The 14,798-nt window shown below is 55.7% G+C and carries 13 protein-coding genes and 1 pseudogene; 4 read left to right on the forward strand and 10 right to left on the reverse strand.

The annotated features are described in order from the left end of the window. Positions 1-62: 62 nt before the first annotated feature. From ACT7DK_RS15935 to ACT7DK_RS15955, 5 genes are all read right to left on the reverse strand, one after another. The gene (locus tag ACT7DK_RS15935; protein WP_445400858.1) at positions 63-866 is read right to left on the reverse strand and encodes a DUF1338 domain-containing protein; all 804 of its coding nucleotides are present in this window, start codon (positions 864-866) and stop codon (positions 63-65) included. Positions 867-1,215: 349 nt separating this feature from the next. Continuing rightward, complete coding sequence (astD, locus tag ACT7DK_RS15940; protein WP_445400860.1) at positions 1,216-2,685, reverse strand: succinylglutamate-semialdehyde dehydrogenase; 1,470 nt, start codon at positions 2,683-2,685, stop codon at positions 1,216-1,218. Positions 2,686-2,689: 4 nt separating this feature from the next. Then, complete coding sequence (astA, locus tag ACT7DK_RS15945) at positions 2,690-3,706, reverse strand: arginine N-succinyltransferase (RefSeq protein ID WP_445400862.1); 1,017 nt, start codon at positions 3,704-3,706, stop codon at positions 2,690-2,692. A 77-nt stretch (positions 3,707-3,783) separates the two neighbouring features. After that, complete coding sequence (locus tag ACT7DK_RS15950; RefSeq protein WP_445400864.1) at positions 3,784-4,998, reverse strand: aspartate aminotransferase family protein; 1,215 nt, start codon at positions 4,996-4,998, stop codon at positions 3,784-3,786. A 389-nt stretch (positions 4,999-5,387) separates the two neighbouring features. Continuing rightward, positions 5,388-5,969, reverse strand: a complete 582-nt coding sequence (locus tag ACT7DK_RS15955) for an anthranilate synthase component II (protein ID WP_445400866.1) — start codon at positions 5,967-5,969, stop codon at positions 5,388-5,390. Between the two features lie 920 nt (positions 5,970-6,889). Between ACT7DK_RS15955 and ACT7DK_RS15960 the strand changes: the two genes are divergently transcribed. Together ACT7DK_RS15960 and ACT7DK_RS15965 are read left to right on the forward strand one after the other, a co-directional pair. Continuing rightward, complete coding sequence (locus ACT7DK_RS15960; RefSeq protein WP_445400868.1) at positions 6,890-7,177, forward strand: hypothetical protein; 288 nt, start codon at positions 6,890-6,892, stop codon at positions 7,175-7,177. Between the two features lie 105 nt (positions 7,178-7,282). Beyond that, positions 7,283-9,523, forward strand: coding sequence for a hypothetical protein (locus ACT7DK_RS15965; RefSeq protein ID WP_445400870.1), 2,241 nt, complete (start codon positions 7,283-7,285; stop codon positions 9,521-9,523). Positions 9,524-9,548: 25 nt separating this feature from the next. Here ACT7DK_RS15965 and ltrA read toward each other — a convergent pair. The 5 genes and pseudogenes from ltrA to ACT7DK_RS15990 form a co-directional block, all read right to left on the reverse strand. Further along, a pseudogene (ltrA, locus tag ACT7DK_RS15970) lies at positions 9,549-10,709 on the reverse strand (group II intron reverse transcriptase/maturase); the annotation flags it as partial. Between the two features lie 78 nt (positions 10,710-10,787). Continuing rightward, complete coding sequence (gene istB / locus ACT7DK_RS15975) at positions 10,788-11,591, reverse strand: IS21-like element helper ATPase IstB (RefSeq protein WP_096778974.1); 804 nt, start codon at positions 11,589-11,591, stop codon at positions 10,788-10,790. After that, entirely contained in the window at positions 11,588-12,772 is a 1,185-nt protein-coding gene (gene istA, locus ACT7DK_RS15980; RefSeq protein ID WP_445400872.1) for an IS21 family transposase, read from the reverse strand. The genes istB and istA overlap by 4 nt, the downstream gene beginning before the upstream one ends. Positions 12,773-12,857: 85 nt before the next feature. Beyond that, entirely contained in the window at positions 12,858-13,073 is a 216-nt protein-coding gene (locus tag ACT7DK_RS15985) for a hypothetical protein (protein WP_445400874.1), read from the reverse strand. Further along, positions 13,061-13,387, reverse strand: a complete 327-nt coding sequence (locus ACT7DK_RS15990; protein ID WP_445400876.1) for a transposase — start codon at positions 13,385-13,387, stop codon at positions 13,061-13,063. Before ACT7DK_RS15990 ends, ACT7DK_RS15985 begins: the two co-directional genes overlap by 13 nt. Positions 13,388-13,526: 139 nt before the next feature. Between ACT7DK_RS15990 and ACT7DK_RS15995 the strand changes: the two genes are divergently transcribed. Next, a complete protein-coding gene (locus ACT7DK_RS15995) occupies positions 13,527-14,165 on the forward strand; it encodes a peptidase E (protein ID WP_445402380.1) in 639 nt (212 codons plus the stop codon). 60 nt (positions 14,166-14,225) lie between these two features. Continuing rightward, a complete protein-coding gene (locus tag ACT7DK_RS16000; protein WP_445400878.1) occupies positions 14,226-14,798 on the forward strand; it encodes an NADPH-dependent FMN reductase in 573 nt (190 codons plus the stop codon).

Below are 14,798 nucleotides of genomic sequence, written 5' to 3' on the forward strand. Positions count from 1 at the left end.
ATCAGTTACCGAAAGGGCACTTCTTGTTGTGGGCAAGCGGCGGGGAGTCCGGCTCCCCGCTGTTATCCATTGACGTTGGTACTTTCGAAGATCTTGTCCGCCGAGGCGGCGACGAAGCCGGTGTAGAGCTTGCCGTCGGGCTGGGCATAGCGCAGGGCGAACTCGTAGAAGCAGCTCGGCAGCTCGGCCTTGCCGTCGCTGAACTCGACGATGGCGGTGTCGGCCATGGTGGAGGACTGCTCCAGCAGCACCTCGGGCGAGCCCTTGATCTCGCCGCCCGCGGTGTTGAGCCGGAAGCCCGCGTTCTTGAGCGCGCTGTTCACCGCCTCCAGGCTGTCGAAGCCGTCCAGCTCGTTGACGCTGACGGTGAAGTGGTTGGCCCTAAAGCCGTAGGCCGCCAGCCAGGCCGCGTATTCGCTCTCTTCCAGCAGGGTCTTGTAGTCTTCATAAGAGACCTTCCAGGGCGCGCCGGAATAGAGAAAACCGGTCTGGGCGGGCAGGCCCTCGTCCACCTGGTCGATCAGGCCGGCGACGATGCGCTGCAGCCCGGGGGAGCACTGCTCCAGCAGCAGTTCGCTGATAAACACCTTGGGCGCGGTGGCATCGAGGGGATGCTCGTAGTGGCGGGCGTAGAGCTTCTTGGCCTCGAAATGGTACTCGCCCTTCTGCTCGTAGCCCAGCGCCAGGAAGTGGGCGGCCAGCTTCTCCAGCCCCAGCTTGGGATGGCGGAAGGTGCGAAACGCCACGTGGTCGTTGATGATGGCCTTGCCGCCGCCCAGCAGCTCGTGGATCTCCAGGGCGCTGGGGGTCATCTTCAGATAGTCCTGCCACAGGGCGTTGAACAGTTCATTCACCGAAGTGTGCATGCTCTTTTTTCCTTGTTGTGGGGTCATCCCTATTTCACGCAATCCGAGCGGCCGGGCATCTTGTCCGGCCGGTCAGTACCTTGTTGCCACCCGGCTGAGAACGCAAGGCGGCCTTGTCTCCTCCCCCACCCCGGCCAAGGCCGGGGCCCGAGTGCCGGCAGCGAACGGCGCTGGTGGCCCGTCCGCCATCGGCCCGCAACCCGTATTTTCTTGCCGCCGCCCCCGCTATCTTGTCGTCTCCCCCGCCAAGGCGGGGGTCCATGGCGTTGAGGCAACGCCGGTCAGCACTGTGCCCATGGCCCTGGATGCCCGCCTGCGCGGGCATGACGACGACAGCGGCCGTCGACCGTTAAAACTGCAGCCCGGGCGACAGGCTGGCCGGCATGGTCACCCTGTCGTCTTCCACCGAGGCCACCGGGTAGGCGCAGTAGTCCGCCGCATAGTAGGCGCTGGCCCTGTGGTTGCCGCTCTCGCCGATGCCGCCGAAGGGGGCGGCGCTGGAGGCGCCGGTGATCGGCTTGTTCCAGTTGACGATGCCGGCGCGGATGCGGCGGAAGAAATAGTCCCAGTCTTCCTGATGGTCCGACAGCAGGCCGGCCGACAGCCCGTAGCGGGTGTGGTTGGCGATGGCCAGGGCCTCGGGCAGCTCGCCGTAGCGGATCACCTGCAGCAGCGGGCCGAAGTATTCCTCGTCGGGCAGATCATGGATGGCGGTAACGTCGATGATGCCCGGCGACACCAGGCCGGTGCCGGCCTGCAGGTGCTTGAGCATCAGCAGCGACTCGCCGCCCAGGGCCAGCAGATGGGCCTGGGCCGCCACCATGGCCTTGGCCGCCTTTTCGGAGATCATCGAGCCCATGAAGGGCTGGGGATCCGCGTCGTACCGGCCGACCCGGATGGCCTTGGTCACCGCCACCAGCCGCGCCAGGATGCGGTCACCGGCCTCGCCTTGCGGCAGCAGCAGGCGGCGCGAGCAGGTGCAGCGCTGGCCGGAGGTAATGAAGGCGGACTGGATAATGGTGTGCACGGCGGCGTCCACGTCTTCCACCCGGGTCACCACCAGGGGGTTGTTGCCGCCCATCTCCAGCGCCAGGATCTTGCCCGGCTGGCCGGAGAACTGGCTGTGCAGCAGGTTGCCGGTGCGGGAGGAGCCGGTGAAAAACAGGCCGTCGATGCCCGGATGGGCCGCCAGCGCCTTGCCGGTGGCCACCTCGCCCTGCACCAGGTTGAGCACCCCGGCGGGCAGGCCGGCCTGCGCCCACAGCCTGACCATCTCCTGGGCCACCATGGGGGTCAGCTCGGAAGGCTTGAACACCACGGTATTGCCGGCGATCAGCGCCGGCACTATGTGGCCGTTGGGCAGGTGGCCGGGGAAGTTGTAGGGGCCGAACACCGCCACCACGCCGTGGGGCTTGTGGCGCACGAAGGCGCGGGCGCCGGGCATGGGGTTTTCCACCGTGCCGGTGCGCTCGAAGTAGGCCTTTTCGGAGATGCCGACCTTGCCGACCATGGCCGCCACCTCGGTGAGGGTTTCCCACTGGGGCTTGCCGGTTTCCCGGGCGATCACCCGGGCCAGCTCTTCCTTGTGCTCGTTGAGCAGCTCGGCATAGCGCTTGGCGATGGCCAGCCGCTCCTCGACCGGACGCTCGGCCCAGGCCAGGGACGCCTCGCGGGCGGCGGCGATGGCGGCGGCCACCTGCTCGGGGCCGGCGGCCGCGCCGTGCCAGATCACTTCATTCTTGGCCGGATCCAGGGAGGCGAAGGGTTCGCCCTCCCCCGCCAGCCATTGACCATTGATATATTGCACTGCTTCAGTCATTGCCTTACATCTCCACTACCCGGACGCTGTCGCCGTCTTCCACCTTGAGCAAGCGGGCCATCTCGGGGGACAGCACCGCCTGGGCTTTTTCTTCATTGACTGCCATATCGCCGATCAGGGCCCGGAAACCATCGAAGCGGGTGTTGCTGATCAGGAACTTGCCGGCGTGTACCGGCTGGCCGGTTTGCACCGTCAGCCGCCGGCTGTTGCGCACGGTGCGGATGTGCTTGAGATCGCATTCCACACTGGGGCCGGCGTCGAAGATGTCCACATAGCCGCGCCAGGCGAAGCCTTCTTCCTCCAGCAGGCGCAGGGCCGGCCGGGTCTTGTCGTGGGTCTTGCCGATCACCGCCCGCGCCTGCTGGGACAGCAGGTTGACGTAGATCGGGTACTTGGGCATCAGGTCGGCGATAAAGCCCTTCTGGCCGATGCCGGTGAGGTAATCCACGGTGGGGAAGTCCATGGAGAAAAAGTGCTCCTGCAGCCAGCTCCAGAACGGGCTGTTGCCCCGCTCGTCGGACACGCCGCGCATTTCGGCCAGGATGCGATGGTCGAACAGCTCGGAAAACTCGGCCAGGAACAGAAAACGGCACTTGGACAACAGCCGGCTGTTCAGCCCTTCCCGCGCCTTTTCGCGCAGGAACAGGGTGCACAGCTCGCTGACCCCGGTGTAGTCGTTGGTCAGAGTCAGGGTCTCGACCACGTTGTAGATGCCGAGCTTGCGCGAGCTGTGTACCTGCTTGCCCAGCAGGTAGGTATAGAAGGGGGAAGACAGGCCCACGGCCGCGTCCAGGGCGGTGGTGCCCAGCACCTCGCCGGTGTCGCTGTCTTCCGCCACAAAGAAATAGAGGCACTCGCCCTTGCCCGCCGGCCGGCTGGCGAAGGAGGCCATGGAATGATCGATCTTGTTTTGCAACAGCTCATCGTTGACCGGCAGCGAGGTAAAACCGTGGCCGGATTCAATGGCGATCTGCTTGAGGGTGGGGAAATCTCTCTGCTCGATGGGGCGAATCACCAACATGCAGAACTCCTTATTACAAAGTTGGCGACCAGGACGAGGCAACCCTGCCCCGCCCTGATGGCTGTCGCCGGGATGACTTAGCCGTTCACAACCTTGGCCACGGCGCGCTCGAAGCGGGCCAGGCCTTCGGCCACTTCTTCCTTGGTGATCACCAGGGAAGGGGCGAAACGCACCACGTTGGCACCGGCGATCAGCACCATCAGCTGCTCTTCCATGGCCGCCAGCAGGAAGTCGCGGGCCCGGCCCTGGAACTGCTCGTTCATCACGCAGCCGAGCAGCAGGCCCTTGCCGCGCACTTCCTTGAAGCAGCCGTACTTGGTGTTGATGGCGTCCAGCCCTTCACGGTACCAGGCCTCGCGCTCCTTCACGCCCTTCAGCACCGATTCGGTGTTGACGGTGTCGAAGGCCGCCTCGGCCACCGCACAGGCCAGGGGGTTGCCGCCGTAGGTAGAGCCGTGGGTGCCCACCTTGAAGGCCGCGGCGATCTTGCTGGTGGTGAGCATGGCGCCGATGGGGAAACCGCCGCCCAGGGCCTTGGCGCTGGTGAGGATATCGGGGGTCACGCCCAGATCCATATAGGCATAGAGGGCGCCGGTGCGGCCCACGCCGGTTTGGACTTCATCGAACACCAGCAGGGCGTTGTGCTGGTCGCACAGCTCGCGCACCGCCTGCACGAAGGCCGGCTCCGGGCTGATGATGCCGCCCTCGCCCTGCAGCGGCTCCATCACCACGGCACAGGTGCGATCGGAGATCAGCGCCTTGAGCGCGGCCAGATCGTTGTAGGGCACGTGGTCGATGTCGGCCGGCTTGGGACCGAAACCGTCGGAATAGACGGCCTGGCCACCCACCGACACGGTGAAGAAGGTGCGGCCGTGGAAACCCTGGGTAAAGGCGATGATCTGGGTCTTTTCCGGGCCGAAGTTGTCGATGGCGTAACGGCGGGCCAGCTTGAGGGCCGCCTCGTTGGCCTCGGCGCCGGAGTTGCAGAAGTACACCTTCTCGGCGAAGGTGGCGTCCACCAGTTTCTTGGCCAGGCGCAGCGCCGGCTCGTTGGTCAACACGTTGCTCAGGTGCCAGAGCTTCTCGCCCTGCTCCTTGAGCGCGGACACCAGCGCCGGGTGGCAGTGGCCGAGACAGTTGACCGCAATACCGCCGGCGAAGTCGATGTATTCCCGACCCTGCTGGTCCCACAGCCGGGCACCCTGGCCGCGCACCGGGATCACCTGGGCGGGGGCGTAGTTGGGTACCATAACCTGGTCGAACAATTCGCGGGTGACTGCCATATCAGACATGCTTATCTCCTCCAGATACCGCAGCTTGCTCTGCGATAAAAGTTAAATCCATGTAAACACGCGAGCATTATTGCAAAACAATGGTGACTTGTCTCTACAACCACCGAAAATATTAGTCACTTATTCTGATAAAAGGAAAAATATAGTCATTTATATTGCATAAGCTCGCATCAAAACCGCCGATCCGGGCCCCGGCCCAGCGGCCGGGCTGCATAAAAGGGCAGCCGAAAAAATTTTTGACGCGGCCGGCCCGACAGGCGGAAACCGCATTATTCCCGCTCCGGGCGTGGCTGACGAACGAAAAACACTGATAGCCCCGATAAGTAAAACTAATAGTCGGGGCCGGCAACAGGATTTCTAATGGCCCGCGGACGGCGCCAGGGAAGGACTCAGATAAGTTCGAGGAAGTTCTGCAGCAGGCGGTGGCCGCCCTGGGTGAGGATGCTCTCGGGGTGGAACTGCACGCTGTACAGCGGCAGGCGGCGATGCTGCATGGCCATGATCTCGTCCACCCGCCCCTCGCCGGTTTCGGTCCAGGCGGTGAGTTCGAAGCCATCGGGCAGGCTCTCGGGCTCCACCACCAGGGAATGGTAACGGGTGACGGTGAGCGGATCCGGCAGACCCTTGAACAGGCCCCGGCCGGTATGGCGGATGGGGGAAGTTTTGCCGTGCATCACCCGGCGGGCGCGCACCACCCGCCCGCCGAAGGCCTGGGCGATGGCCTGGTGCCCCAGGCAGACGCCGAGGATGGGGATGACGCCGGCAAACCGGCTGATGGCCGCCAGCGACACCCCCGCCTCGTTGGGCGTGCAGGGCCCGGGCGAGATCACCAGCCCCCGCGGCGCCAGCGCGGCGATCTCGTCCAGGGCGATCTCGTCGTTGCGGCGCACCACCACCTCCTGCCCCAGCTCACCGAAGTACTGCACCAGGTTCCAGGTAAAGGAGTCGTAGTTGTCGATCATCAACAGCATATTTAGCTTATCTATTTGATTTAAATGAATAAAAACAGTCAATTATCGCTTTGCCGGCCGTAATTTCATTTACCCCCAAACCCGGGACCGCAACGGCACGCACGAAGAAACCGTATTCTCGCATCTATCCACCCGGTGTCCAACCTCACCCGGCTCCTGCTTTAAATAACTGTTCCGGATGGTAGCTCACGACCGGCAGCGACAGGGGTCCGCTAAGCAGACCCTCCGCGCCAAGGATGGCGCGGCGGAGCCCCCAGGGATGGGTTCACGGCGAGTCTGCGTGCGGGATCCGGTCGATGTAGCACTATTAGGATCAGCTATTTAACCAAATGCTCCTGGAGCACCCTATGGTTTGCAACCGGGATGGCGCCTGCCGGCAGCGTTTCGTTCAAAAATACACCACTCGGGCGTTTTGCACGGCCTTTATGCCTTTTTGCAATTGCCCCATTCCCGTCCAGTGTACAGAATGGTTTCTGTATGGAAACCGTGGTGGCAGGGAATGATGGCCTGGAACATCAGGGCGGTAGCGTGGCCGTACCGCCGCAATCCGAGCTTTTGCCGGATCGGCTCAATAAAACCGAGCGGCTCCATACGACCACAAACACTGTATTTACACACAGTTATAATGGGCAGCCACCACTGACCCGGCACGCTTTCACTCGTCGGACGTCTTGATTGGCAGCAGAAAAAGAAAATATTATTTTTATTATTCAACAGGTTACGATTAACTCTCGAAAGCACTCATGCCCAGAATAAGCGGTTATCGAGAAGGCTTGTTTTATCCTTTCAAGAAAACGCGATTTCCGGTAAATGTTCAGTAAAATCATAGCGTTATTGGCAATTTCTTGAATTGGGTAAATGAGGGTTATCGAGCTAGGTCAATATACAATTGTCAGCTTATCGGTGTAAGGTGATCCATTATGGAAGTACTAATAGTTCTTATTTTAATGGTTGTGGCGCTATCACTTCTTACAACCTACGAAGTGATTGCCTTAAAAAAATTTGATTTCGATATTATTGCACATTTAAAAGGCTCCTGGGATTCTGGCAATAAAGCGAAGTTCGCTTTTGAAGCTTTTGGTGTTGTCGCTTTCATCCTCATACAGCCAGTAATTTTAACCGCAACTGTAGTTTGGGCATTTGGTGAAGTATCTGAAGTCATGCGATTAGCTACAGAATTAAAAAGCGCTATATTGGGAATTCAATAATTAAAGCTAACAAAGCCAAGCAGCACCGCGTGGACCTCGCTACGCTCGGCCGCTGTTGGCAGCGTTAACTCCTCCAAAATCAGTAATCAGTTACTTAGGTGAAGAATGTCTAGCTGGAAAAAACTCGAAGAAGAAGTAAAACAATACGCTCAGTATATTTGGAGTAGGAAAGCAGAACCTGATCGATTGGCAGGAGTAAATTTTGACTGTGTTCTCACCCTAAGCGAAATTGAAAAGGTAGTAGTAGAGGTCACAGAGAATAACTCCTTAGATAAAATAAGGGGCGATATTGCAAGAATACAAGTAATAAGAACAAAGATGATGGCTAACAATATAATGGTGAGACCTTATATTGTTTGTGATTTCCAGCCTACTCAAGGAATGAAGGACGCTGGAAAAGAAAACTACATCGAAGTTCTCTCTTTTTCCGACTTCAGAAAAAAATTCTTCGATTTCGATACATATAAACATGTTAGATCCAACAAAACTTTTGGTAGTGCTGTAGATCCTATTACAGGCGAAAATGACGAAGCTGTATATACGCCAGTGGGCTATGAAATTATAAACTCCGCTGAAGCAAATGCCGAGGAAATTGCTCAACGAATTATAGATGGTAAAAAAGTAATTCTTTTGGGGGATTATGGTACTGGAAAAAGCCGCTGTTTCCGCGAGGTTTTCAATATTTTGGCACGAAGGGTTGATGAAACATTGCTATACCCTATTGCTATTGATCTTAAAGAAACTTGGGGCCTTGAGAATTCAGTGGAAATAATTAGACGGCACTTTAATCACTTGGGTATTGGCGAAAGTGAAACTGATAGTGTCGTAAAGGCTTTTAATGGAAAAAGGATCTGCTTTCTTCTAGATGGGTTTGATGAGCTAGGATCCCGGCCTTGGAGTGAAGACAAGAAAAAGCTTGAAAGCATCAGAAGGCACGCGCTTCAGGGCGTAAAAGACTTACTATCCAACTCAGGCGCTGGCTTTTTGGTGTCGGGAAGAGAACATTACTTTAATAGTAACAAAGAAATGATGACTGCGTTGGGGGTAAGAGAGGATCAGTCCGTAATCGCAAGATGTAAAACTGAATTCAGTTATGAGGAGTTTCATAAGTATCTAGAGTTAAATGATATAAATGTCAACCTTCCAAGCTGGCTTCCAAGAAAGCCTCTAATCCTAAAAACAATTGCCTCTCTAGATAATGATAAAATATCTGATTTATTTAATTCTTCAAATGGCGATGAAATAGAGTTTTGGTATAATTTTATAGACGCAATGTGTGAAAGGGATTCCAGAATTCACCCGATTTTAGATCCTGATACCGTGAAGAACGTCCTATTGAGACTGGCCAGTCTTGCGCGAGAAAGAGCACAGAATGTTGGCCCTATAACCGAATCAGAGGTCGTTGATATATTTTTCGACGTTACTGGAAGTTATCCGAATGAGCAATCAATAGTGATGCTGCAACGGCTTCCTGGGCTTGGGAGAGTTAGTTCTGAGACCGGGGATAGGAATTTCGTCGACGACTTTGTTCTTGATGGTTTGCGAGCATTAGATCTGGTTAATAGAATTAGTTCTTCAGATCGAAGTCTTTCTAACCTAAAATGGTTAAATCCACTCCGAAAACTCGGTGTATCTATTCTGTCTCGTGAGATAGAAAAGAAAAATCTAACAAGCTTGTTTATAACATATGCACAGCAGTCAATGCAGAGAAACAAGCCTAACAAAGTGTCTATTTCTGATGTTTTGTCAGCATTAAATCAAATAGAAATTGATGAGATTGATTTTGAAGGATTCGAATTCGTGGAACCCCATTTCGGGGACCTAAATTTTGAGCGTGCCAATCTTAGGAATATCAAGTTTTTGGACGGAATTTTCGAATCAATAACCCTCGGAAAAATAGATCCAGAGAGTGTTTTGATAAAGAACTCTTGCATTGATAGGCTGTTAGGTGTTTCTTCAAACGGCGGTGTTCCAGCTTGGATTGAAAATTGCGAAGTATTAAACTATGAATCAATAGATACGCTCACAGCTATAAAAAAATCTGGGTTGACTGATGAACAAACTATGCTGGTTTCCATATTGATTAAAGTTTACAGGCAAGCTGGTAATGGTCGTTTGGAACACACACTGACAAAAGGCTTGGCTGGCGTAAACAAAAAAAGCCTCAGGAAAATCATTCAACACATGATTGCAAATGATTTTCTAGTGACCAGTAAAGACAATGGAGAGATTATATACAAGCCAGTGAGGAAGCACCAAGGACGTATTGAGAAAATATTGAATGAGTTAGACCGCTCTAAAGATGAAATTTGGCAGTACGTGACAATGCTGTCGGCAAAGAGTTAATCGGGTAGCCGAGGGTTTCTACCCCTCAGCCCCCACAACACCCTGCATGCGGGTCCGCACAGGGCGTTTCACTTGGAATGGTGAAGCTTGATCCATCCATCACGCAACGCATACAAACCCTGGCTTTCAGGTAGGCGTTGTTCAGCGCTTCCTGTATTCCCGGTGTCTTTGAACTGCGCCATGGGCCTTTGCTGGTGATGCCACACGCCACCGCCGACTGTACGCGTACGCCGAGTTTCACCAGTTGCCGTACCTTGGTACGTGGCTTGCGCCACTGACGCCAGTACGCCATCCGTACCCGACGCCGGATCCAGTTATCCAGATCGACGCAGAGCTGATAGCAGTTGGCGATGCCAAAATAGTTTATCCAGCCCCGCAGGTACTGGCTGACGTTGAACAACCGATAACGCATCGATACGCCCCAGTTGCGGTTCGTTAACCGTCGAACCTGCTGCTTGAACTTCAGCAGGGTTTTTGGGTGCCACTGAATGCGTCCGGCCCGGAAGGTAAACCCCAGGAACTGGCTTTCAGTGATGTTAACGACACGGCTTTTGGTTGGGTTGACCACCAGTTTCAGACGGTGTTGCAGGAAGTGACCGATACTGCGCAGCACCCGCTCGCCGGCACGCCGGCTCTTCACCAGAATGGTAACGTCGTCGGCATAGCGGGCGAACCGGTGGCCGCGTTTCTCCAGCTCTTTGTCCAGCGGATCGAGCATGATGTTGGCCAGCAGGGGAGACAGTGGTCCACCCTGTGGCACCCCTTCTCGACTCTCGTGATGGCGCTGGTTGTCGGCAACTCCGGCTCGCAGGTAGCGGCCAATCAGATCCAGTACACGTTTATCCTGGATCTTGCGGCCAAGACAGGACATCAGTAGGTCGTGATTGACCCGGTCGAAGAACGTCGACAGGTCAACATCCACGGCGAAGCGCCGTCCTTCCTTGATGATGCCCTGCACCTGCTTCACCGCCTGCTGCCCATTGCGACCCGGGCGGAATCCAAAGCTGTGCTCCGAGAAGCCGGGATCGAAAATGGGCGTGAGAACCTGGGCGATGGCCTGCTGGATCACGCGGTCGATAACGGTGGGGATCCCCAGTTGGCGTTTGCCGCCATCCGGTTTGTCGATCTCCACCCGTCGAACCGGAGACGGTCGATACCGACCGGTTTCCAGTTCGGTGACCCCGCTTTTCCAGTGACCGGATTTGGCCTGTCAACAACACCCCAGTTTGACCGCTTTTCATCAACATAGATTGTCCGGTTTTCATCAGTGTTCAGTGTCCGGTTGTTGAGCTTCGGTATCGTCAGTATCCTCCTGTCGTGGGAGTGTTCCGGGAACGAGACCGGCCTTACGTTTGTCTTTAAGCCGGTAGCTTTCCCCCTTGATGTTCAGCGTCGTTGAGTGGTGCAGGAGTCGGTCGAGGATCGCCGTGGCGATGACCTGATCTCCGAACACCTCGCCCCAGTCCATAAAGCTCTTGTTCGACGTCAGGATGGTGCTGGCCCGCTCATAGCGCCGATTGATCAACCGGAAGAACAGGCTGGCTTCCTCCCGGGTCATCGGCAGGTAGCCTATCTCGTCGAGCACCAGTACCTTCGGGTAAGTCAGTTGCTGGAGTTGCCGGTCCAGTCGGTTTTCCTGCCGGGCTTTGACCAGGGTGCTCACCAAGCGATCCAATGTCATGAACAGCACGCGGTGGCCTGCTTCGGCGGCCTTGACGCCAAGGGCGACCGCCAAGTGGGTTTTACCCACCCCCGGTGGTCCCAGCAGGATCACGTTCTCATTGCGTTCCACGAACCCCAGGCCGGAGAGTTCCCGCACCAGTTTGCGGTCAATGCTCGGCTGGAAGCTGAAGTCGAACTGCTCCAGGGTTTTGATCCAAGGGAGGCGGGCCTGCTTGAGGCGCGTATCCAGGCCTTTTTGGTGACGGCCACCCCATTCCTGGGCCAAGGCCTGCTCCAGGAATTCCCGGTAGTTCAGCTCCTTCTTGCTGGCGTGTTCACACAGGGAGTCCAGGGAGGCTTGCAGGTGCTCCATCTTGAGCCGGTCGAGCAGTTGGGCCAGGTTCATCTCAGCACCTCCTCATACACGGCCAGGCTCCGCTGTTGCACGGGCATCACCTCCTGCCACAGCGGTTCGTGATGCTCGGCCACCGTTTGCCAACCCTGTTTCCGATCGCTCATCCGGTGGCGGGCGACCTCTTGTCCCCGGATATCGTAGATGGTGAGTTCACCGTCCAGGCTGATGCGGATGGTCACCCGTTGGCCGCAACACTCGGCCGGCACGCTGTAGCGATTGCCACGCACGTCGATGTAGGCATCCCAGCCGACATGGCGGATGTCGTAATAACGGGTATCGAAGTCCGTTGCCGGTCGAGGCTTGAGTGAGTGGCGTTCCTCTGCGAAACGCTGGGCCGGAGACTGCTGGAACTGGCGCAGTATCCGCTGGCTGGCATAGCTGTTCAGCCACTGCTCCAGCAGTTGATTCAGATGAGCGTAGCTGTCGAAACGGCGATAGCGTTGGAAGAAGTGGTGCTTCACATAGCCCACCATCCGTTCGGTCTTGCCCTTGGTTCGAGGCCGCTGTGGCCGGCATGCCCTGGCGGTAAAGCCATAATGGTTCGCCAGCGCCAGGAAGCCTGGATTGAAGGTCACCCGGCCGCCACTGTCATGTCGAAGCACGGCGGCCTTCTGGTTGTCGACCAGCACACGGTTGGGCACTCCCCCGAAGTACCGGAAGGCCTGAACCAGGGACTCGTAGGTGTGCTCCGCGTCCTGGCTGGGTCCGGCCCAGACGTGGAAGTGGCGGGAATAGCCAAGGACATTGACCGCGAAGTTGACCGTGCAGAGTCGGCCCGCCATTTCGGTGCGGAGCTGCCCCCAGTCATGCTGGAGCTGCTCTCCCGGAATGGTTTCATAGCGCACCGTTTGCTTGCAGGCCCGAAGGCTGCGCCTGGGTTGGATGTAACGGCGGATCAGGGTGATACAGCCATCATATCCCCGTTCCAGCAGCAACTGACGGATGACCTCTGCATTCCAGATGTCCTGGCCCAGCAGCGCATCGATGTACGGCTTGAAGGGATCGAGCTTGCTGCCCCGAGGGGTCCGCGGTTTAGCGGTGGGTGGTGCCGGCAAGGCCAGGTAACGGCGCACGGTCCGCTCGGAACAGCCAATCCGGTGAGCGATGTCCACAATGTGTGCCCCCTGAGCACGAAGTTGCTTTATCATGTGAAAGTCCTCTCGGCTTTGCATGATGCTTTTCCTTTCAGGTTTCGTCACCTTCAAGAAAAGGTCATGCGGGTCGGGGGGACAATCTACGTTGCTGATTTAGAGACTTTTAGCAGTACTGTCGACACGCCCAGGCGGGGAACGCCTCGATGGTCATGCCATCGATACCCGGCGCCCCCTTGTTGGCTCGAACGCGGGCCCATGCAGTTTGCAGGTTTGCCCGCTGCAAGACGCGCTCGAACAGATCGTGGCTAAAGGCTGGCTTCGGGTCATGACGCTGAGTCACGTCATTGCCGGGCGGCATTCGTGTATTCAAGTCTGACAAGGCTCCTCCTTGCCAATGCGCTTGGCGATGGCACTGATCTGCTCAGGGCTCCATTGCCGGCTCAGCAGCAGTTCAACGAGCTGCTGAGTATCGCTATCAACCTGATACTTCCTGGCCTTGGCCCGTCGTATCAATGTCTGCTGATGTGCCTGCGCCGGCACATAGTCACCCCGATGGCGGTTTCTCCTGAGCTCTCGGGAGATGGTCGAGCGATGTACGCCAACCCGCTGAGCAATCCTGGAGTGTGAAAGTCCTTCTACAAGGAGCACGGAAATCTGGTATCGTTGGCCTTCAGTCAACTGTTGGTAGCTCATGGTAGTACTGCTTTGATTTTGGCGATGAGAAGCATACCACTACCAGCAGTTGGCTACCTCCCGCCGTTCACCCATGAGTGTTGCACTTATTATCTGAATTCCCGAAGTACTCGGGCAGTAAGGAGATTTAGTGAAAAAGATGTTTTTAGCTTCATCTTTCGTGGATGTAGCAGATTTATTCGTGAAGTTCGCCGAGGAAAAATGTGCAGGAAAAACTGTTACATTCATACCAACGGCGAGCCTTGTCGAAGAGGTGAAGTTTTATGTAGATGCTGGAAAAAAGGCCCTTGAGAAACGCGGGCTAATTGTTGACGAGCTTGAAATTTCAACGGCAACAAAAGAAGAAATAGAAAGCACGATTCAAAAAAATGATTACATCTATGTTACTGGCGGCAACACTTTCTTTTTGCTTCAAGAGCTGAAAAGAACAGGTGCAGATAAAATAATATCAGAACACATAAACTCAGGAAAAATATATATTGGAGAGTCTGCCGGCTCCATTGTGCTTTCATGCAATATTGAGTATGTAAAAGACATGGATGATTTCACTGCCGCGCCGAACATTGGTACGTTTTCATCATTAGACATGATTGATTTTTATCCGGTTCCTCATCATACAAACTTTCCATTCAAAGAGTCAGTTGAGAGCATCATCTCTAGTTATGAAGGGGAAATAGATCTTTGTCCAATTAGCAACACTCAAGCAATTGTCGTACGTGACAATAAATTTGAAGTATGGGATGCCGAAACTTCGCAAGTTACTGCACCGGAAAAATAATTTGCTGGCGCTTGCTATTTCCCGGTGAGTAGAGTGTTAGGCGGCTGCAAGGAGGATAACTTGAAAATACTAGCCATCTCGGGTAGTACACGCGAAGCGTCCACAAATACTGCTTTGCTAAGAGTGATGAAAAACCTTACTCCTACAGGCACTGAATTGTTGATTTTCCACAGACTAAATGCGTTGCCAGTTTTCTCGCCTGACTCTGAAGGAGAAGCGACGCCAACAGAGGTGCAAGAATTCATAGAGATGGTCTCTACCTGCGACGGTATACTTATCTCAAGCCCTGAATATGTCAGATCCATTCCTGGTGGCCTAAAAAATGCTATCGACTGGATGGTTTCTCGTTTCGAAATTATCGGAAAACCCATCGCTTTGGCACATGCATCCCCTCGGGGAGATGATATGCTGGTTTCGCTCAGGCTGGTTCTTTCGACAGTAAGCAACAATTTTCTTGAACATCTGTTTTTGCGTATACCCCTCATCGGCAAGTCTCCGAAAGAAATTGAAGCGCTGCTACGTTTGCCTGAGCATGAGTCACAAATTAAGTCATTTCTGCTTAATTTCGCAAAGGAAATTCGTCAAAGCAATGAGTGTGAGCCTAATAAAGTATTGTACCGGACAAACCGGTGA

This window comes from Zobellella sp. An-6, assembly GCF_052487945.1.